Genomic DNA, 21,167 nt, shown 5'->3' with positions numbered 1-21,167 from the left:
ATGATTAAAAAAAATAAAAAATTTCAACGAATTGTTATTACTACAGGAGAATCCTCTGGAATCGGTCCTGATATAATAATCATGAGTGCTCAAAAAAAATGGCCTGTAGAATTAGTTGTATGCGCAGATCCTCATTTGCTATTAGATAGGGCAAATCAAATAAATTTACCTTTAAAATTACGTTCTTATCATGCTGAGACAATAGCCTTTCCTTGTATGCCCGGAGAACTATCTATTTTAGAAATATTGCTTCCAAAAAAATCTGTACCTGGTCGTTTAAATATTGATAATAACGATTACGTTATTAATACTTTAAAAAGGGCATCGCAAGGATGTTTGAATAAAGAATTTGCAGCATTAGTTACTGGTCCCGTACATAAAGCTATTCTGAATAAAGGAAATATAGCATTTTGTGGACATACTGAATTTTTGTCTCGTATAAATAAATGCAATAAAACTGTTATGATGTTAAGTAATAGTAAGATCAAGCTACGTGTTGCGTTAGCTACTACTCACATACCTATATCATCTGTTCCAAAAGAAATTACTCAAAAATCTCTTTGTGATACTATTACTATTCTCGCTAAAGGATTAAATCAATACTTTGGTATTCTACATCCTAAAATTTATGTATGTGGTTTAAATCCGCATGCTGGAGAATTTGGGTATATGGGACAAGAAGAAATTGAAACTATTATACCTGCTCTAAATATTTTAAGAAAAACTACTAATTATGAAATAATAGGACCTTTATCAGCTGATACGATATTTCAATCAAAATATATACAACATGCAGACGTAATATTAGCTATGTATCATGATCAAGGACTACCTGTATTGAAATATTCTGGATTTGGTCAATCAGTAAATATTACTTTTGGATTACCTTTTATTAGAACTTCTGTAGATCATGGAACTGCTCTTGAATTATCTGGTACAGGATTAGCGTTACCCAATAGTATGATGATGGCTATTACTGTGGCAATTAGCATGATAAATAAACTTTATGAAAAAGATATACTATTATAAAAATCATTTTATACAAAAAAAATGGGGTCAAATCTTCCTTAGCGATCACAAAATTATTAATGCTATTATTAAATCTATTAATCCTAAAAAATATCAAAAAATAGTAGAAATTGGACCTGGATTAGGCGCATTAACCAAACAAATTTTAAATACTATAGATATTAATTTCTTAATATTAATAGAACGCGATTCCAATTTAGTTAATCGATTAATTCAGATGTTTAGCAAAAAAATTAAAATTTTTCATCAAGATGCAATGACAACAAATTTTTTTGATTTATCCAACCAAGTCGGACAAAAACTACGATTAATAGGAAATTTACCTTATAATATAGCTACAAAATTAATCATATATTTATTTAGGTATGTTAATGTAATTGATGATATGCATTTTATGTTTCAAAAAGAAGTAGGAAAACGAATTTGTGCGGGTCCCAATAGCAAAGAATACGGACGATTAAGTATAATAACACAGTATCATTATAAAATTATTCCATTATTTAAAATACCAGCCACTTCTTTTATTCCCATTCCAAAAGTAGAATCTTTGATGATACGTTTCATTCCACATACTAGTACTCCTTATCCCATAGTTGATGTAAAAAAACTATCCTTGCTTACAAAGCTAGCATTTGGACAGAGGCGTAAAACTTTACGTAATAGTTTATCCACATTTTTTAACCAAACAGAAATAATTCAACAAGGAATTAATCCAGCATTACGAGCAGAAAATATTACCATTAACCAATATTGTGCGCTAACGTCTATACTAAACAACAAACAAACTTAATTTAAAATGATATTTTATATATAACTGAAATACAATCATGAATAATTGTATTTCAGTTAATCAAGTGATATCATACCGTCAATATGGACGATGTCCAATTGTTGAGATCTGTTTCTAAAAGATCTCAACAATTGGATAGTTCGCATAAAACAGTCATTTTATAATTGGAAAATCCTTTAGCAAGGAAAGGTATTTGCTTATTATTTTTATAAATAAATTTATCTTATAAATTATAATATTTTTATCAAGAAGAGACTCGTATCTTTATCTAAAGTGTAGAATTCGTAATAATAAATATCATCGACTTTTTAAGAGTAAAAGTTATAATCAAAAATGTCTACTTATTTTATTGGAGATGTACATGGATGTTATAAAAACTTGGAAACTATGCTGGATCGCATATGCTTTGATCCTAATATTGACACTTTACATTTAACCGGGGATTTAATAGCTAGAGGTCCTAGTTCACTAGAGGTGTTACGTCTAATCCACAATTTTAATTCGAGCGCTCGCCTAGTATTAGGTAATCACGAGTTGCATTTGTTAAAAACATATTTTGGAATGGATCGTACAAATCATAAAGATTACTTCAATGCAATATTGAATGCTCCAGATTTAGAAGAATTAATGTATTGGCTACGTCATCAACCTATACTATACATAGATGAAAATAAAAAGATAATAATGACACATGCAGGAATTAGTCCTAATTGGGATATTAAAACTATTAAAAAATATGCTGAAGAAATAGAAGAAATCTTAGTTAGCGATCATCCTTATTTAATTTTTAAAAATACATATAAAGATGCATGTGATGCAAATCAGATGCAAATAAATAAAAAAAAATTGAAACAGATACAAGAAAATATCAATGTGTTTACTCGAATACGTTATGTTTATTTAAATGGGCAGTTAGATTTTAAGTACAAAGGAGCGCCCAAAAATGCTCCAAAAAATATTTATCCATGGTTTTCTTTAAAAAAATTAATTGATCCTACATATAACATAATTTTTGGCCATTGGGCAGCATTAACCAACATACAAGTTCCTTCTGGTATTTATGGTTTAGATTCTGGCTGTTGTTGGGGCGGTGCACTTACTTTACTGCGATGGGAAAATAAAGAAACTATCTGTATACCTTGTACTCCACCTGCTTAATGCTTAAAAAATAAGCATTAATATTTTGATAATTTTATATATAAATACATTATAAACTAAAATAAATGAATAATTGTATTCAATCTGTCAATATTTTTAAAAAATATGATTTATTGATCTCGAATATCATTGATTCCTGCGAAATAGAATACTTGTATAATTAATTGCTTATTAAAAACGTTCTAGAATTTTAAAATTTAAAGAATAAAAAAAACCATCGTTTATTTTGTAAAAACTGTTAAAAACAGATTTCCATTCTCTTATATCATAATCAGGAAACCAGGAATCACCGTCAATATCAATAATACTATTGATATACGTTAAATACAAACGTTGCGCGTAAGGCAAAAAAACATTATACATTGCGCTTCCTCCAATTACCATAACTTCATATGTATCTTTTGTCAAAAATAAAGCATAATCTGGATTGTCTACCATAAGAATATCATTACAATTATTTATTAAACTGCGACTCAAAACAATATTTAATCTATTTAATAATGGTTTTTTCCCTATTGACTCAAATGTTTTACGTCCCATGATTACTGGTTTATGTAAAGTATGATATTTAAACCATTTAATATCTATAGGGCAATACCAAGGAATAACATTTTTTTTTCCAATCACATGATTGGTGGTTAATGCAACAATTAGACTAATAATCATATATTAAAATTTTAATGTGTATTAAATTAAACAAAACATTTTTAAAGAATATCTAAAATACCAACAAAAACTCCATGTAAAATATATATATCATTATAATTATATATATCTCTTATATACAAATTAATTATAATTAATGTTTGATTTTAGAATGCATATCTTGAATGGATACAACGTGTTCCGTAGTATCAACAGTTAACGATATTGCTGCAGCAAAACTTCCATTTATTGTAGTACCATAATTAATATTATGTTGCAGCGCAGTACGACACAGCAATGCAATATGATTACTGCTAACTCTATCTGTTGAAGTAGTATCTACAACATAACTATATTCACCATTCTTAATTTTTTTATGAATATATGCATTAGCTATATGTACTGGCCTAATCATTTTAGAAACAATTCCAACACTTTCTAACATCTTTGCAGTTTCATATGAAACATCTAACATAAAACCATTTTGAATAAATTTAGTAACTAAATCTATCGCTTTATTTGTATCTCTTGTAGATAACGATAATAATATATCACCATGTTTTTTAATATAAGACCGACTACTTACCGTAGCCTTAGCAAACGCTTCTTCAAAAGTACGCCCAATACCCATTACTTCTCCTGTAGATCTCATTTCTGGTCCCAATTTTGGGTTTACGTCAGTAAATTTATTAAACGGCAACACCACTTCTTTTACTGAGAAATAAGGAGGAATCACTTCTTTTATAACACCTTGATCAACCAAAGATTGCCCAATCATTACTCGAGTCCCAATTTTTGCTAACGCTATACCAGTGGCTTTAGATACGAAAGGCACTGTGCGTGATGCTCTTGGATTAATTTCAATTATATAAATTTCATTTTTTTGTATTGCAAATTGTATATTAACTAAACCTTTCACATTAAATTTAAATGCTAATTTTTTTACTTGACATCGTATCTGATCTTGAATATTTTTACTTAATGTATGAGCCGGTAAAGAACATGCTGAATCTCCAGAATGCACCCCTGCATATTCAACATGTTCCATAATTCCTCCAATAAACACCTGCTGTCCATCACAAATAGCATCTACATCTACCTCAATTGCATTTTCTAGAAAACGGTCTAATAAAACTGGAGCGTTATTAGATACTTTAACAGCATTTTTAAAATAGCATAATAATTCTTCTTTATTATATACTATTTCCATAGCTCGACCTCCCAAAACATAAGAAGGTCTAACTACCATAGGATACCCTATAATTTTAGCATTTTTTAAAGCTGATTCTAATGATGTAACAGTGACATTGTTGGGTTGTTGTAATCCTAAACATTTTATTGAACGTTGGAATCGTTCTCTATTTTCTGCTTGATCAATTGCATCTGGACTAGTTCCTATAATAGATGTTCCAGCTGCTTCTATTGCTTTAGCTAATTTTAATGGGGTTTGCCCTCCATATTGAACAATTACCCCGATTGGTTTGGCAATACGTATGATTTCTAAAATATCCTCTAAAGTAATTGGTTCAAAATAAAGCATATCTGATATATCGTAATCAGTAGAAACAGTCTCGGGATTACAATTTACCATAATTACATTATATCCACTCTCACGCAATGTTAATGCTGCATGCACACAACAATAATCAAATTCAATACCCTGTCCAATACGATTAGGTCCTCCTCCTAATATCATGATAGTTTTATTATTATTTTGATTGAATTGCAATTCACATTCACCATCATAAGTAGAATACATATAAGAAGTATCAGCAGAAAACTCTGCGGCACAAGCATCTACATGCTTATATACAGGATGTATATTATGCATAAATCTTAATTCTCGAATTTTGTTTTCTGATACACCTGTCAATTTCCCTAATCTTGCATCAGAAAACCCTTTCTTTTTAAGAAAATATAATCTCTTTTTATTAAGATATGATATACCTTTAGATATTACATCATTTTCTAATTGTATTAATTCTTCAATTTGAGCCAAAAACCAACGATCGATATTAGTTAAATGAAAAACCTGTTCTAAAGATATTCCATATCGGAAAGCATCAGCGATATACCATATTCTGTTGCTACTAGCGTTTTTTAATTCATGCCTAATAGTATTGAATGCTTTAGGATGATTTAAATTAATTTTGGAATCTAACCCTGTTGCTCCTATTTCTAGTCCACGTATTGCTTTTTGTAAAGATTCTTGTTGACTACGGCCAATCGCCATCACTTCACCTACTGATTTCATTTGAGTTGTCAATCTATTATTGTGTCGTCCTGGAAATTTTTCAAAATCAAATCGGGGAATTTTAGTTACTATATAATCAATAGATGGCTCAAAAGATGCAGGAATGCATCCATTGGTAATATCATTTGATAATTCATCTAGAGTATATCCTACTGCTAGTTTAGTAGCTATTTTAGCTATAGGAAACCCAGTTGCTTTTGAAGCTAATGCTGATGACCTTGATACTCTTGGATTCATTTCAACGACAACAAGTCTTCCGTTATTTGGATTCACTGCAAATTGTACGTTAGCGCCGCCAGTTTCTACTCCAATTTCACGTAATACCATTATTGAAGCATTTCTCATCACTTGATATTCTTTATCGGTTAAAGTTTGAGCTGGTGCTACAGTAATAGAATCACCAGTATGGATACCCATGGGGTCAACGTTTTCTATGGAACATACAATTATACAATTGTCTTTAACATCACGAATAACTTCCATTTCATATTCTTTCCAACCAATTAAAGATTCATCAATTAACAGTTCATGATTAGGGGATAAATTTAATCCATATCTGCAAAGCTTTTTAAATTCTCCTTCAGTATAAGCAACTCCACCTCCACTGCCTCCTAAAGTAAAAGAAGGACGAATGATACAAGGCAATCCAATTTTTTCTAAAGTTATCATAGCTTCATTTATATCACGTACAGTTTCAGATCGAGCTATATCTAAATTAATTTTTTTCATAGATTCTCGAAATTTTTGACGATTTTCTGCTTTATAGATTGAATCTATCGTTGCCCCAATAGTTATGATATTAAATTTTCTTAAAATTCCGTGACGTTCTAAATCTAAAGTGCAATTCAAAGCAGTTTGTCCGCCCATAGTTGGAAGTAGTGCATCTGGACGTTCCTTTTCAATAATTTTAGATATTATTTTCCATTGAATTGCTTCAATATAAGTTGCGTCCGCCATGTCAGGATCTGTCATAATTGTGGCAGGATTAGAGTTGACTAAAACAAGACGATATCCTTCTTCACGCAATGCTTTACAAGCCTGTGCTCCAGAATAATCAAATTCACAGGCTTGACCGATAATAATTGGTCCAGCCCCCAATAGCAAAATGCTTTGTATATCGGTTCTTTTTGGCATGCTTGTATTCTCCCAAACATAGTATTTTATTGATTACGATAGTTTTTAATTAGTTTGATAAAGTGACTAAATAATGACGATGTGGCATCGTGAGGCCCAGGACTAGCTTCTGGATGACCCTGAAAACTAAAAGCAGGTTTATTAATGTGGTGAATGCCTTGTAATGTTCCATCGAATAATGAAATATGTGTTATTTTTAAAGTATCAGGCAAAGTATTTTTATCTACTACAAAATTATGGTTTTGAGCAGTTATGATAACCTTATTTGTTTCTATATCTTTAACTGGATGATTAGATCCATGATGACCAAATTTCATTTTTATTATTTTTGCTCCATTGGCTAGCGCTAGTAATTGATGTCCTAAACAAATTCCAAACAATGGTATTTTAGTGGTATTTAAAAAAATTTGAATAGCATTAATCGCATATTCGTATACATTTGGATCTCCGGGTCCATTAGCTAAAAAGATCCCATCTGGTTTCATATCAATTATTTCACGTGCTGTGGTATGCGCTGGAACTACAGTTAGTAAACAACCATAATCTACTAATACACGCATGATGTTCCGTTTAATACCAAAATCATACACTACAACATGATAAGGTAAACTTAACGGAGTAACGAATACTCCCGATTTAATATTCCAAGTACCTTGATTCCATATATATTGTTGAGAAGTGCTTACTTTATGAGCAAGATTAAGTCCATGTAATCCAGAAAACTCGCGAGCTCTGTGTAATGCTAATGTAACATTAGGAACATCTCGAGCAGTAATGCATCCATGTTGTATTCCTTTTTCTCGTATTAGTCGAGTTAATTTACGGGTATCTACTCCAGCAATACCAACAATATTTTGTTGTATTAAATAATCTGAAAGAGTTAACGTATGGCGAAAATTACTAGCAGTAACTGCTAAATTATGAATAATAAGCCCTCTTACCTGGATACAAGAAGATTCATTATCAACTTCGTTGGTTCCAACATTCCCAATATGAGGGTAAGTTAAAATTACTATTTGATATGCATAAGAAGGATCAGTAATTATTTCTTGATATCCAGTCATTGATGTGTTAAACACTACCTCTCCTACCGTTTCTCCTTCAGCTCCTATTGCATATCCATAAAATCGATTGCCATCTTCTAATACTAATAACGCTGGTTTCATCAAAATACCTCTATGTTTTAAGTAAATTAATCGTTAAATATATAATTTATATTTAATTTATTAAAGGAAATTGATGAGCTAAGTACTAAATTTTCAACTAATACTATAGTATAATAAAATAAAACATGTGTAAATTTTATTTACACATGTTTTATTTTATTATTAATTTATAAATGTTTTAGTATTCAATATAATATACTACTACTATTATTTTTTATCCAAACGATCACAATAATGTATTTATTTCTAAAGTATCCTTCATATCAAATAATCCTACTTTATCACGTCCTAACCAAATAGCAGAATGTAATGCTCCATTAGCAAAGATTGCACGATCTAACGCCTTGTGCGTTATTTCTAAACGTTCTTCTGGTCCTATAAATAAAATAGTATGCTCTCCAATAATATTCCCAGCACGTATTGAATGAATTAAAATATCACGATCGGAAGATATTGATGAATATGTTGTATCATCTATATTGTTACAACCCATAGCTTTATTTGACCGGATAGATCTCAATGCATTTATAATAGTATTTCGTACCATTAAAGCGGTTCCAGATGGAATATCACTTTTTCTATTATGATGTGCTTCCACAATACTAACATCTGAATTATCACCCATAATCTGCGTAATTCTGTGTAACAATCTTAATATCAACGCTATACCTATACTAAAATTGGAAGAAAAAACAATTCCTATTTTTTGAGACGCGTTTGTAATAAAACGCTCATGAGCCTGATTAAATCCAGTCGTACCAATAACTATATTTTTTTTATTATTAACACAAAACTTTAAATATTCTATAGATATACTGGGAGCAGTAAAATCTACTAATACATCAAAGTCATTTTTGACTAACTCAAGATCATCAGTAATTATTATACCTAAAGTATCAGTTTTTATTAACTTTCCAACATCCATCCCACAAATACTAGCATTTGAACGTGCTATAGCAGCTCCTAAGGTAATTTCTCGACTAATTTTTTCCCCTCCCTCAACAATACATTGTAGTATTCTTTTTCCCATACGTCCGGTTATTCCCGTAACGGCAATACGAAGAAGTGTATCATTCATAATTTTGTATACCCTATAATAGTACTTATTCTAACAGAAGATCATACAATCACATGACTTGTTTTACATATAGAAGATATAAATATAATAATATATAAATTTCAGCATATTTAGTCATTACCTGTTGCATTTGTCTAGTAAAATATAATAATATATGCTATTATGTAGTTTTTGTGTTGTCTCATGTTATTTGAAACTTATAGCTTCATTACTATACTAAATTAATCAATACATTATTGTTTCAGTATATTAAATTTAGGTATACCAAAGACTATATTCTCTTTATCTCCAATCATTTCTTCAACAACAAAATGATCTTTACTTAAGATGCGCAACTTATTCAGGACTTGATGTACTAAAATATCTGGAGCAGATGCTCCGGCAGTAATGCCAATGTTATTCATTCCACGTAACCAATCTTCTTGAATATCATCAGCATGACTAATTAAATATGCAATTTTTCCAATACGATGTGCTAATTCAATTAATCTCATAGAATTAGATGACATTCTTGATCCTACAACAAATATTATCTCTACGGCTAAAGCTAAATTTTTAAGAGCATTTTGCCTATTAAATGTGGCATAACAAATATCATTTTTTTTAGCACTGAGAATATTAGGAAATCTTTTATGTAAAATCGTAACAATTTTTGCAGTATCATCTATTGACAAAGTTGTTTGTGTTACAAGAAACAAATTATTTGGATAATTCACTTGAAGCAACCAAGCGTCTGATTGAGATTGAACTAAGTATATTTTTCTTCTAGAATTTTTAGAAATATATTGCCCCATCGTTCCTTCTACTTCTGGATGACCAGAGTGACCTATTAAAATAACTTCCATATCATTACGATTAGCGCGTGAAACCTCCATATGTACTTTAGTAACTAATGGACAGGTAGCATCGAGTATGACTAAGTTTTTAACTTTGGCTTCTTCCCGTATCTTTTTTGATACTCCATGAGCAGAAAAAATTAAAACTGATCCATTAGGAACTTCATTTATTTTTTCAATAAAAATAATACCTTTCTTGGATAATTGATTTATTACATAACTATTATGTACTAACTCATGTTTCACATAAATCGGAGTGCCATATACTTGAATAGCTTTTTCCACAATATCAATTGCTCGATTTACTCCTGCACAGAATCCACGCGGATTAGCTAATATAACTTTAATATTACCTCCTTATTTGTATGTATATTAACACAATTGTTTGTTGTATCATAATATAGTTTATATAAACATACATGAACAACGCAAATTAAAATTTCTTAAATATCATAATAGTGTTTTATCATTAAAATAATAGTTCCTATACAAATTGCCATATCTGCAATATTAAAAGTTGGCCAATGCCAACTTTTAATATATATATCAATAAAATCAACTACTGTTCCATATAACACTCGATCTGATAGATTTCCTAAAGCTCCTCCAATAATCATAGAACAAGATATACTATAACACTTGGAATACTCTATCATTTTATATAAAGTTATAATAAATACTATAATGATTAATATTGTTATCCATATCAATATCCAATGATAATATAAATTAAGATTAGCAAATATTCCAAAAGCTAATCCTGAGTTGTGAATATAATAGAAATTAATACCAGGTAATACTGACGATACTTCTCCAATCAAAAAATGAGTCTTTATTAAATATTTAGTTTCTATATCTAATAACATTAATAATATAGATAACCATAACCATTTTAAATTTTTATAATTATATTTTTCATGTTGCATTATTAAAAGAACCTACGATTTTCTCCTGGACCAATTATATTAGAGACACAACGTGCACAGATATTCGAATAATTTTTATTTTGATCAACATCTAATCTATAATGCCAACAACGCAAACACTTTTTTCCTTTAGCTTTTTCTAACAAAATCTGCAATCCCGGTATTCCTTCTTGTTTATATATAATTGTATTAAATTTATCGTAATAATCTAAAACTATAGCAGAAGATGTTATCAATCCAAAAGACAACTCATTATCTAATATACGTAATTTATTTGCTAATTCTGGAATAGCATATAAAGTTACACTAGCATCTAAGGATCCTCCAATAATTCCATTAAGACGTGCTTGTTCAACTGTTTTATTTACTTCGTTTCGAACATTTAAAAAAGTGTTCCAATGATTACTACTCATGACTTGTGTTGAATTTATACTAAATAGTCCATCATACCATTCTTCGGTAAATACATATTCTGATCGATTTCCTGGAATATACTTCCAAATTTCGTCAGCAGTGAAAGATAAAATTGGAGCTATCCAACGTACCATGGACTCAATAATGTGATACAATGCAGTTTGACAACTACGACGTGCCGTGCTATTTCTTTTCATAGTATACTGTCGATCTTTAATAACATCTAAATAAAACGAACCCATTTCTACTGAACAAAACTGCATAATTCGCCGTATTACATTATGAAAATTATATTTTTTATAATCTGATATTACTCCTAATTGTACAGATAAAGCACAATTTACTGCCCAACAATCTATTGCAATCATTTTTTCTGGATGAACACAATCTTGTTCTGGGTTAAAATCACTAATATTAGCTAAACAAAATCGAGCAGTATTACGAATACGTCGATATACATCAGTTGTATGTTTTAAAATAGTATTAGAAATCGTCATGTCTTTAGAATAGTCAGAAGAAGCTATCCATAATCGCAAAATATCCGCTCCAAAATTCTTTATTATTTCCTGTGGACTAATAACATTGCCAAGAGATTTAGACATTTTACGTCCTTGAGCATCTACAGTAAATCCATGAGTTAATACCTCTCTATAAGGCGCTTTTCCTTTAATTACAGTTGATATAATTAAAGAAGACATAAACCAACCCCGATATTGATCTGTACCTTCTAAATATAAATCTGGTACATGTTTATGATATTTGAATCTTTCTGGTATTACTGAGTCGCAAGTAGAACCAGAGTCAAACCAAACATCAAGTGTATCTAATACTTTTTCATATTGATCCGCCGCTTCTTTTTCTATAATATCTTCAACTTTTAGATCCCACCATGCTTGTATGCCACACTGTTCTACGCGTTGTGCAACGATTTCTATCAATTCAAATGTACGTGGATGTAAAATATCCGTTTGTTTATGAATAAATAAAGGTATTGGTACTCCCCAAACACGCTGTCTTGAAAGACACCAATCAGGTCTATTAATAATCATTGTTTCAATATTAGATTTTCCCTTTTCTGGAATCCAACATACTTTATGTATCGCTTTTAATAATTTATTTCTTAAGTCATATTTATCTATACTTAAGAACCACTGTGAAGTAGTTTTAAATATAACGGGAGTTTCATGACGCCAACAGTATGGATAACTGTGCTTATAATTGTAATTTACATGTAATAAGGCTCCTAATTGATTTAGTAAATTTATTATTATACTGTTTGACTGAAAAATATGTACTCCGTCTAACATGGGATGTATATCAGACATATAATATCCTTCATCGTTGATCACATTGTTAATTTTTTTTAAATTATATTTTTGAGCAATAATATAATCATCAATACCATGATTTGGAGCTATATGTACCGCTCCTGTTCCAGTATCCAACGCTATATGACAACTTAATATAATAGGGACATCAAAAGGCATAAATGGATGATGAAATCTTAATGATTCTAAAGAATTACCTAAAGTTTCTCCTAAAATCTTCCAAGATAAGCATTGCATGCGTTTCATTACAAGATCTACTAAATTAGCCGCAACAATTATATATCTATTATTGTTTATTAAAATTAATTGGTAACTATAATCAGGATGCACAGAAATAGCTTGATTAGCAGGCAATGTCCAAGGGGTAGTAGTCCAAATAACTAATTCAATTGTATTCTTATATAAATTAATATTAAATATTTCAGAAACACGAATACTGTCCACCGCGGCAAAAGCAACATCAATAGCAGAAGATGAATGATTATTATATTCTATTTCTGATTCAGCTAATACAGAATGACATTGACAACACCAATGTATTGGTTTAATACCTTTATAAAAATAACCACAAGATATCACTTTACTTAAAGTGCGAATAATGTTTGCTTCAGTCTTAAAGTTCATCGTTAAATAAGGTTGATCCCAATCTCCTAAAACACCTAACCTCACGAAATCTTTTTTTTGTATTTCTATTTGATCTAGAACGTAATTACGACAGATATTGCGAAATTCGTTTGAACTAATATTAATTCCCGGTTGTCCTATTAATCGTTCTACTTGTAGTTCGATAGGCAATCCATGACAATCCCACCCTGGGATATAGGGAGCATTATATCCCATGAAACCTTTATATTTAAGAATAATATCTTTAAGGACCTTATTGACTGCATGTCCTAAGTGAATACTGCCATTGACATAAGGTGGGCCATCATGTAACAAAAACAGTCTTTTTTTTATTTTTTTAAGACGAATTGCTTCATATAAATTATTTTTATACCAACGTTTTAATATGGCAGGCTCACATGTAGTTAAATTAGCGCGCATCGGAAATAATGTATGCGGTAAATTCAAAGTATCTTTATAGTTCATCATTTATAAATTATTCCATTTTTATAAATTTTGTTAATATTATTTTTATCAAAATAACTACGTACATTTATTATATCGTTTTTAATTTGATGTTGTAATGTTTTCATGGAAGAGAAATATTGTTCATCGCGTATTTTAGCTAAAAAAACTACTTTAATATGATAAGTATATAAATTTGTAGATATATTTAATAAATGCACTTCTAATTGTTGTCGGTTTTTACCAGTGATTGTAGGACGTACGCCTATATTAGCTATACCTGGTAATGGCCGACTAAAAATACCATACACTTCTACTGCATATACACCATGTATAGGTAATTTTTTACCCTGTAATGATATGTTAGCTGTAGGAAATCCAAGTTTGTGTCCTAAGCTGTCTCCATGTATTACTCTACCAGAAATACAATAAGAATGTCCCAGTAATAATTCAGCATCCAAAATTCTATTTTCTATTAAAGCTGCACGTATTGCAGTACTACTTATTCTTTTTCCATTTGAGTCAAGATAAGCAGAGGTACGTATTACTTTAAAACCTTCATATTTACTTATTTTTTTCAATAAAAAAAAATCTCCTTTCCTAAAGGCTCCAAACCTAAAATCATTTCCAATATAGATAAACTGCACTCCTAGTTTATAGATTAATATATCCTTAACAAAATTATATGCTTCTATTGAAGCAAATTTTTTATTAAAAGTGATACATAGAATAACATCTACACCTGCAGTATATAAATAATTAATTTTATCTCGTAACGTAGTTAATCGTATTTCTATTATATTAGATAAATATTCTCTGGGTTGTGGTTCAAAAATCATAACCATAACAGGTAATTTTAAATTATTCTTTTCTTTTTGTAATTTTGAAATTAATGCTTGATGTCCACGATGAAATCCATCAAAATTGCCAATAGTAAGTATACAGCCTCTATGATGAGATTTTATATTGTGTAATCCTCTAATAAATTCCATGTTAAAATTTAATTAAATTATTAGAAAAGATTTATATTATTCTATAATTTAATTAATTAAAAATAATTTAATTGTAAAATAGAATCAAAAAATAAATACACACTATTATCGTAGAAATAATTATATTTAAACTATAAATAATCATTGTAATATTAAATATAACAGTATAATATATTTTGTGTTGTGCTGTTATATTTAATATTTGGGAGTAATGTATTGGTTAATACTAAATCCGCTAAAAAAAATCTTATAAAATCAAAGAATCAACGCAAATATAATGTAAGTCGTCGATCTATGCTACGCACTTTTATCAAAAAAGTGCGTATAGCAATTGCGAGCAAAGATCAAGATGCTGCAATGGTATTGTTTGTTTCAATGCAAAAAATAATAGATAGTCAGGCTCGTAAAGGTTTAATTCATAGAAATAAAGCCGCCAGGCATAAATCTAGAACGTATGCGTGCATTAAGTCAATGATTCGTTCTTCATAATAAGAAGAAAATGAAGAGCTAGAAAGGTTGTTTATTAAAAACAGCAACAACTCCCGTTTACTCGGGGCTCAACGAGTGAGATCATCGAAAAATTTTTTTACGCCATCAAAAAAGCTTTTAGACCTAGGGCTATTTCTATTACCATTAGGTCCATCAAAGCTATCTGATAAATCTTGCAACAGTTGTTTTTGGGTATTGCTTAACCTAACTGGAGTTTCTACTACCACTCTACATAACAAATCCCCATTACTACCACTGCTACGTACTGATTTCACGCCCTTTCCTCTCATTCGAAACAACTTTCCAGTTTGTGTTTCGGGAGGAATTTTTAATTTGACTCTACCATCTAAAGTTGGTACTTCAATTTCACCTCCTAAAGCTGCCATAGAAAAACTAATTGGCACTTCACAATAAAGATTTCTTTCTTCTCTGTCAAAAATTGGATGTTTTCTAACTTGTACTTGAACATACAAATCCCCTGAAGGCGCTCCATTTATTCCAGATTCACCCTCACCTGATAAACGTATACGATCTCCTGTATTTACGCCTGCAGGGATCTTAACAGAAAGAGTTTTAGGTCGCTCTATTCGTCCATTTCCATGACATCTATTACAAACTTCTTTAATAATTTTTCCGTGTCCATGACATGCAGGACACGATTGTTGCACAGAAAAAAAACCTTGTCGTATTTGAATTTGTCCTTGACCATGACATGTCATGCAGGTGACTATTGCTGCATTAGACCTTGCTCCGCTTCCATGACATTTCTCACAAGTTGATAAAGTTGGTATACAGATTTCTTTAATAACCCCACGTACTGCATCTTCTAAATTTAATTCTATATTATACCGTAAATCTGAACCTCTGCCTGAACGACTCCTTCTATTTCCTCCAAATATATCTCCAAACACATCGCCAAAAATGTCGCTAAAATCTGATGTCCTTCCTGAATTAGCTGCTGACCCCATATTGCCTTGTTCAAACGCTGTATGACCATATTGATCATAAGCAGCGCGTTTTTCCGCATTACTTAATATTTCGTACGCTTCTTTAATTTCTTTAAATTTTGTTTCAGCTGCAGTATTTCCTGGATTACGATCTGGATGAAATTTCATTGCCAGGCGTTTATAGGACTTTTTGATTTCACGCTCATCCGCATTTTTGGAAACGCCTAAAATCTCATAATAGTCTGATTTAGCCATGGTTTTCTTTATGTCCCTCAATATACCTATTCATTAGGTATGTAACATATTTGTTTTCGCAATATTTTTTGAGTTGTACTTTTAATATTATTTTCTCCTGTTCTAAATTTCATTTGTCAAAAAATTACTTTTTATTTTTTATTTCTTCAAATTCTGCGTCCACCACTTCTCCAGTTGGATCAGCAGTGCTATTAGAAGTTTGAGATTTAGATTGTTGTTCTTGATGTTTTTGACTTGCTTCTAATAATTTTCCAGAAACTTTAATCAAAGATTGAATTTTATCTTCAATTTCACTTTTATCTTCATTTTTTATGACTGATTCCAATTCTTTTAATGCGTTTTCTATAGAAGATTTATCATCTAATGATATACTGTCATGCACTTCTTTTAATTGTTTTTTTGTACTATGTAACAAATGATCAGCCTGATTGCGAATTTGTACTAATTCTTCAAATTTACGGTCTGATTCAGCGTTAACTTCTGCTTCTTTCACCATCTTCTTAATTTCTTCCTCATTTAAACCAGAAGAAGCTTTAATAGTTATCTTTTGTTCACGTCCGCTATTTTTATCTTTAGCAGATACATGCAAAATGCCATCGGCATCAATATCAAAAGTTACTTCAATTTGAGGTGTACCGCGCATTGCCGGCGCTATTCCATCCAAATTAAATTGCCCCAATGATTTATTATCACTAGCTCTTTTTCTTTCACCTTGCAATACATGAATAGTAACAGCAGATTGATTATCTTCAGCTGTAGAAAAAATTTGACTGTGCTTAGTAGGGATAGTGGTATTTTTGGAGATTAATGAAGTCATAACTCCGCCCATAGTTTCAATTCCTAAAGATAATGGAGTTACATCTAACAACAACACGTCCTTTACATCTCCTGATAATACCCCTCCTTGTACCGCTGCTCCAATAGCAACCGCTTCATCAGGATTAACGTCTCTACGTGGTTCTTTTTTAAAAAATTCAGAAACCTTTTTTTGTACAAGAGGCATACGAGTCTGTCCGCCTACTAAAATAACATCATTTATTTTAGTAACAGATAAATTAGCATCTTTTAATGCCACTTTAAGTGGATCCATAGTACGATTTACCAAATCTTCCACAAGAGATTCTAATTTAGCACGCGTTACCCTAAAATTCATATGCTTCGGCCCAGTATTATCTGCTGTAATGTATGGTAAATTTACATCAGTTTGATGCGAAGTAGATAATTCTATTTTTGCTTTCTCTGCCGCTTCTTTTAATCGCTGCATTGCTAAAGGATCATTATGTAAATTAATATGCTGATCTTTCTTAAATTCATCCACTAAATGATTTATTAAAAGGCTATCAAAATCTTCACCACCCAAATGAGTATCCCCATTAGTAGATAATACTTCAAAAGTTTTTTCTCCATCAACATCATCAATTTCAATAATCGAAATATCAAACGTTCCTCCACCTAAATCATATACAGCAATAGTACGGTTACCTCTAGTTTCTTTATCTAAACCATAAGCTAACGCTGCAGCAGTTGGTTCATTTATAATCCGTTTAACTTCCAACCCAGCAATACGCCCAGCATCTTTAGTAGCCTGGCGTTGAGCATCATTAAAATAAGCTGGAACCGTAATAACCGCTTCCAAAATTTGCTCTCCAAGATAATCTTCTGCGGTTTTCTTCATCTTTTTCAAAATTTCAGCAGAAACTTGAGGAGGAGCCATCTTTTGCCCTTTAACATCTAACCAAGCATCTCCGTTGTTAGCAGAGATTATTTTGTACGGCATGATATTAACATCACGCTGCACTTCTTTATCTTGAAATCTACGACCAATCAATCGTTTAATAGCAAATAAAGTATTTTTAGGATTAGTAACAGACTGACGTTTGGCTGGCTGACCAACTAAAATCTCATTGTCTTGTGTATAAGCAACAATAGAGGGAGTTGTACGATCACCTTCGCTATTTTCTAATACACGAGGCTTATTTCCTTCAATAATTGCGACACAAGAATTGGTTGTGCCCAAGTCTATACCAATAATTTTTCCCATCTAAACGCCTCCACTGAAAATCAATTCAATCACACTATGCACCTGATATGCGGTCAAAACTGTACTTTTCAACCTTAAAATAGGTTTGTTTTCAAAACTTTTCAAAACATCATACAAATTTTAGTTTAATTATTATTTTATAAATGTATTATTAACAAAATTATAAAACACATGTATATTAATAATACAATGTGACTATTGTTAGATAACATTCAGTTTAAATTATTATTGCCATAAAATTTTTATTTTATTGTACTAATTGCGACTGAAATTAATTAAGCGTTGGTCATTGAATGCATCAATTGAATGTGTGCAAATATAAATATATTAAAAATTTTTAATAATAATAAATATCGTTTATACATAAAATTTAAGATACTATTTTTAAAATTAAATTACGCAATGAAGAAAAACATTTGGATATTTCATATGATAAAATAGGTAATCTCATACGTTTTTTTAATGTCTCTGGCAATATCAGCTGTATCTTTTTTGCCAAAAAATATTCTACTAGTTCTTTAAATTTAACTGGATGAGCAGTACCAAGACATATTCCAAATTCATCAGAATCCAATTGATCAGACAACAATCGATATGCTACAGCAGTATGAGGTTCAGAAAGATACCCTAAATCCGCAATTTCTTGAACTGTTTTTTCGGTAAATATATCATTGACGCAACCATATTTTAATTCTTTAATAGATCTGTTTTCTCGATGAAACAATTCTTCTATTCTAGGCCAATTATTTGGACAACTTACATCCATTGCATTAGAAAATGTTGAAATAGTAGGATAAGGCTTCCAACAACCATTTCTTAAAAATCTAGGCACAGTGTCATTCATATTAGTAGCGGCAATAAACTTTTTCACCGGCAACCCACAAGATTGCGCTAATAGTCCTGCAGTCAAATTTCCAAAATTTCCACTGGGAACTGCGATAACTAATTTATTACGCACTTGATGTGGTAATTGCGATACTCCTTCAAAATAATAACAAATTTGAGCTAATATACGACTAATATTAATAGAATTAGCAGAGTTTAAATCTACAGTTTGTCGTAATATGCTGTCTTCAAAAGCTTGTTTCACCAAAAATTGGCATGAGTCAAAATCTCCATCTACTGATATAGTAGAAATATTACCTCCTAAAGTACAAAATAATCTTTCTTGTAATACACTAATTTTCCCTTTAGGATATAAGATAATAACATGTATGTCATCATTTAAACCCGCAAAAGCATGAGCTACAGCTGCTCCTGTATCTCCAGACGTAGCTGTAAGAACAACCATAGGTTTATCAAATCGATAATTAACTGCATTCAACATTTGTGCCATCAATCGGCTTCCAAAATCTTTAAAAGCTAAAGTTGGTCCATGGAACAATTCTAAAATAGCAATATTATTTTTTATAAATACTAATGGTACTGGAAAATTGAAAGCATTCTGAACGCAACTCAATATACTATTTTTTGATAACTCAGAACCAATATATGTAGATAAAATATATACACTACGTTCTATGAAATTCATTTCTAACATAGAATTAATGTCAAGTATGGAGAATTTTGGAAGATCTACCGGGAAAAATAACCCTTGATCTTTTCCTAATCCTTGTATAAGAGCTTGACAAAATGTCACTTGTTCACCACGTTGTTTAATGTTATATAATTTCATTATTATTATTCCACTATAATACGTGCTCCACGCTCATCAAGGGAACAAATTCGAACAAAACCTGAATCATTTTGCAAATAAAAACGTGATAGCCAATCAGAAATATTCTCTATTACATCATAAGTATTACATAATACAAAAATTGTCGGACCAGACCCTGAGATACCACAAGATATGGCTCCTTTTTCCATAATATTATGACGTATATAAGATAGTTGTACTGGCAATAATCGCGAGCGATGAGGTTCTGCAATAATATCTTTCATACATTTAATTGCCAGAGATTCTTGTTGAGTATGACAAGCATGAACGAATCCGGATAAATATTGACTGTGACTAACACAATCTTCACGATCATATTTATTTGGTAATATTGATCTAGACATTGCAGTAGATATTTTCACACCTGGATAAGCTAAAATCCATAACCAATTATTAAAATTAGGGATTGTTTGGTTAACACTATTACAATTTTTTAAAATTAAACGCATGCCTCCCAAAAAACAAGGCGACACATTATCAAAATGAATTGACCCAGAAATTTTTTCTTCCATTTCTCCCATTAATGTAAGCAATTGATCTTCATTGAGTGGAGACCCGTAATGATAGTTCATTGCTACTAATGTAGCTACTATAGAGCAAGCGCTAGAACCTAAACCAGAAGAAACAGGAATATTTTTTTCTAGCTTAATACTTAAAGGACACGTTTGTCCTAAAGTTTTGCAAAACCTCTTCCAACATTGAAATACAATGTTTTCTTCCAATTGTGTTGGCAATTGCTTATGAAAACATCCTATACTTTTTAAACTAAATATATCAGAATCTTCAACACTTACACAATCTCCAACTAAACTACCATTTATTGGAGTAATTGCCATACCTAATGTATCAAACCCTACCCCAATATTACCAATGGATGCTGGAGCATAAACTTTAACCATA

Annotated in this window: 16 protein-coding genes; 4 read left to right on the top strand and 12 right to left on the bottom strand. The window is 30.7% G+C overall.

Annotation, left to right across the window (positions count from 1 at the left end):
- The 3 genes from pdxA to Bsans602_RS00640 all read left to right on the top strand — a co-directional run bounded on the left by pdxA (window position 1) and on the right by Bsans602_RS00640 (window position 2,977).
- Window positions 1–1,029 carry a 4-hydroxythreonine-4-phosphate dehydrogenase PdxA gene (gene pdxA, locus Bsans602_RS00650; protein WP_500837195.1) on the top strand — a complete coding sequence of 343 codons (1,029 nt, stop codon included), beginning with the start codon at window positions 1–3 and terminating at the stop codon, window positions 1,027–1,029.
- The gene (gene rsmA, locus Bsans602_RS00645) at window positions 1,007–1,819 is read left to right on the top strand and encodes a 16S rRNA (adenine(1518)-N(6)/adenine(1519)-N(6))-dimethyltransferase RsmA (protein WP_500837194.1); all 813 of its coding nucleotides are present in this window, start codon (window positions 1,007–1,009) and stop codon (window positions 1,817–1,819) included. The genes pdxA and rsmA overlap by 23 nt, the downstream gene beginning before the upstream one ends.
- 333 nt (window positions 1,820–2,152) lie before the next feature.
- A complete protein-coding gene (locus tag Bsans602_RS00640; protein ID WP_500837193.1) occupies window positions 2,153–2,977 on the top strand; it encodes a symmetrical bis(5'-nucleosyl)-tetraphosphatase in 825 nt (274 codons plus the stop codon).
- A gap of 171 nt (window positions 2,978–3,148) precedes the next feature.
- On the opposite strand, the gene Bsans602_RS00635 is transcribed toward Bsans602_RS00640, so the two are convergent.
- From Bsans602_RS00635 to ribF, 8 genes are all read right to left on the bottom strand, one after another.
- Window positions 3,149–3,643 (bottom strand): dihydrofolate reductase, encoded by a 495-nt coding sequence (locus tag Bsans602_RS00635; RefSeq protein ID WP_500837192.1) that lies wholly within the window; start codon window positions 3,641–3,643, stop codon window positions 3,149–3,151.
- Between the two features lie 133 nt (window positions 3,644–3,776).
- Entirely contained in the window at window positions 3,777–7,010 is a 3,234-nt protein-coding gene (gene carB / locus Bsans602_RS00630) for a carbamoyl-phosphate synthase large subunit (protein ID WP_500837191.1), read from the bottom strand.
- A 26-nt stretch (window positions 7,011–7,036) separates the two neighbouring features.
- Window positions 7,037–8,179 carry a glutamine-hydrolyzing carbamoyl-phosphate synthase small subunit gene (carA, locus tag Bsans602_RS00625; RefSeq protein ID WP_500837190.1) on the bottom strand — a complete coding sequence of 381 codons (1,143 nt, stop codon included), beginning with the start codon at window positions 8,177–8,179 and terminating at the stop codon, window positions 7,037–7,039.
- A 223-nt stretch (window positions 8,180–8,402) separates the two neighbouring features.
- A complete protein-coding gene (gene dapB, locus Bsans602_RS00620; RefSeq protein WP_500837189.1) occupies window positions 8,403–9,254 on the bottom strand; it encodes a 4-hydroxy-tetrahydrodipicolinate reductase in 852 nt (283 codons plus the stop codon).
- Window positions 9,255–9,487: 233 nt separating this feature from the next.
- On the bottom strand, window positions 9,488–10,438 hold the full coding sequence (gene ispH, locus Bsans602_RS00615; protein WP_500837374.1) for a 4-hydroxy-3-methylbut-2-enyl diphosphate reductase: 951 nt from the start codon (window positions 10,436–10,438) through the stop codon (window positions 9,488–9,490).
- A 95-nt stretch (window positions 10,439–10,533) separates the two neighbouring features.
- The gene (lspA, locus tag Bsans602_RS00610) at window positions 10,534–11,016 is read right to left on the bottom strand and encodes a signal peptidase II (protein ID WP_500837188.1); all 483 of its coding nucleotides are present in this window, start codon (window positions 11,014–11,016) and stop codon (window positions 10,534–10,536) included.
- A gap of 2 nt (window positions 11,017–11,018) precedes the next feature.
- Entirely contained in the window at window positions 11,019–13,850 is a 2,832-nt protein-coding gene (ileS, locus tag Bsans602_RS00605) for an isoleucine--tRNA ligase (protein ID WP_500837187.1), read from the bottom strand.
- Window positions 13,847–14,818 carry a bifunctional riboflavin kinase/FAD synthetase gene (gene ribF, locus Bsans602_RS00600; RefSeq protein ID WP_500837186.1) on the bottom strand — a complete coding sequence of 324 codons (972 nt, stop codon included), beginning with the start codon at window positions 14,816–14,818 and terminating at the stop codon, window positions 13,847–13,849. The genes ileS and ribF overlap by 4 nt, the downstream gene beginning before the upstream one ends.
- 216 nt (window positions 14,819–15,034) lie before the next feature.
- Here ribF and rpsT point away from each other — a divergent pair, with 216 nt between their 5' ends.
- The gene (gene rpsT / locus Bsans602_RS00595; protein ID WP_500837185.1) at window positions 15,035–15,307 is read left to right on the top strand and encodes a 30S ribosomal protein S20; all 273 of its coding nucleotides are present in this window, start codon (window positions 15,035–15,037) and stop codon (window positions 15,305–15,307) included.
- Window positions 15,308–15,375: 68 nt separating this feature from the next.
- Here the strand turns inward: rpsT and dnaJ are convergent, their stop codons facing one another.
- The 4 genes from dnaJ to thrB all read right to left on the bottom strand — a co-directional run bounded on the left by dnaJ (window position 15,376) and on the right by thrB (window position 21,166).
- A complete protein-coding gene (gene dnaJ, locus Bsans602_RS00590; RefSeq protein ID WP_500837184.1) occupies window positions 15,376–16,509 on the bottom strand; it encodes a molecular chaperone DnaJ in 1,134 nt (377 codons plus the stop codon).
- 124 nt (window positions 16,510–16,633) lie between these two features.
- The gene (gene dnaK / locus Bsans602_RS00585; RefSeq protein WP_500837183.1) at window positions 16,634–18,550 is read right to left on the bottom strand and encodes a molecular chaperone DnaK; all 1,917 of its coding nucleotides are present in this window, start codon (window positions 18,548–18,550) and stop codon (window positions 16,634–16,636) included.
- A gap of 370 nt (window positions 18,551–18,920) precedes the next feature.
- Window positions 18,921–20,225: a threonine synthase gene (gene thrC, locus Bsans602_RS00580; RefSeq protein ID WP_500837182.1), complete on the bottom strand. Its 1,305-nt coding sequence runs from the start codon at window positions 20,223–20,225 to the stop codon at window positions 18,921–18,923.
- A 5-nt stretch (window positions 20,226–20,230) separates the two neighbouring features.
- Complete coding sequence (gene thrB / locus Bsans602_RS00575) at window positions 20,231–21,166, bottom strand: homoserine kinase (RefSeq protein WP_500837181.1); 936 nt, start codon at window positions 21,164–21,166, stop codon at window positions 20,231–20,233.
- Window position 21,167: the final 1 nt, after the last annotated feature.

The sequence above is a fragment of the Candidatus Blochmannia sansabeanus (nom. nud.) genome, assembly GCF_059935345.1.
The sequence above is the reverse complement of the archived record's forward strand: the minus strand, read 5'-3'. Positions and strand labels throughout refer to the sequence as shown.

What these genes read in the sequence shown, in the direction of transcription:
- dapB (WP_500837189.1), bottom strand. Translation starts at nt 9,254, where the DNA reads ATGAATGATACACTTCTTCGTATTGCCGTTACGGGAATAACCGGACGT.
- lspA (WP_500837188.1), bottom strand. Translation starts at nt 11,016, where the DNA reads ATGCAACATGAAAAATATAATTATAAAAATTTAAAATGGTTATGGTTA.
- dnaJ (WP_500837184.1), bottom strand. Translation starts at nt 16,509, where the DNA reads ATGGCTAAATCAGACTATTATGAGATTTTAGGCGTTTCCAAAAATGCG.
- ileS (WP_500837187.1), bottom strand. Translation starts at nt 13,850, where the DNA reads ATGATGAACTATAAAGATACTTTGAATTTACCGCATACATTATTTCCG.
- thrB (WP_500837181.1), bottom strand. Translation starts at nt 21,166, where the DNA reads ATGGTTAAAGTTTATGCTCCAGCATCCATTGGTAATATTGGGGTAGGG.
- carB (WP_500837191.1), bottom strand. Translation starts at nt 7,010, where the DNA reads ATGCCAAAAAGAACCGATATACAAAGCATTTTGCTATTGGGGGCTGGA.
- pdxA (WP_500837195.1), top strand. Translation starts at nt 1, where the DNA reads ATGATTAAAAAAAATAAAAAATTTCAACGAATTGTTATTACTACAGGA.
- Bsans602_RS00635 (WP_500837192.1), bottom strand. Translation starts at nt 3,643, where the DNA reads ATGATTATTAGTCTAATTGTTGCATTAACCACCAATCATGTGATTGGA.
- ribF (WP_500837186.1), bottom strand. Translation starts at nt 14,818, where the DNA reads ATGGAATTTATTAGAGGATTACACAATATAAAATCTCATCATAGAGGC.
- thrC (WP_500837182.1), bottom strand. Translation starts at nt 20,225, where the DNA reads ATGAAATTATATAACATTAAACAACGTGGTGAACAAGTGACATTTTGT.
- rsmA (WP_500837194.1), top strand. Translation starts at nt 1,007, where the DNA reads ATGAAAAAGATATACTATTATAAAAATCATTTTATACAAAAAAAATGG.
- Bsans602_RS00640 (WP_500837193.1), top strand. Translation starts at nt 2,153, where the DNA reads ATGTCTACTTATTTTATTGGAGATGTACATGGATGTTATAAAAACTTG.
- dnaK (WP_500837183.1), bottom strand. Translation starts at nt 18,550, where the DNA reads ATGGGAAAAATTATTGGTATAGACTTGGGCACAACCAATTCTTGTGTC.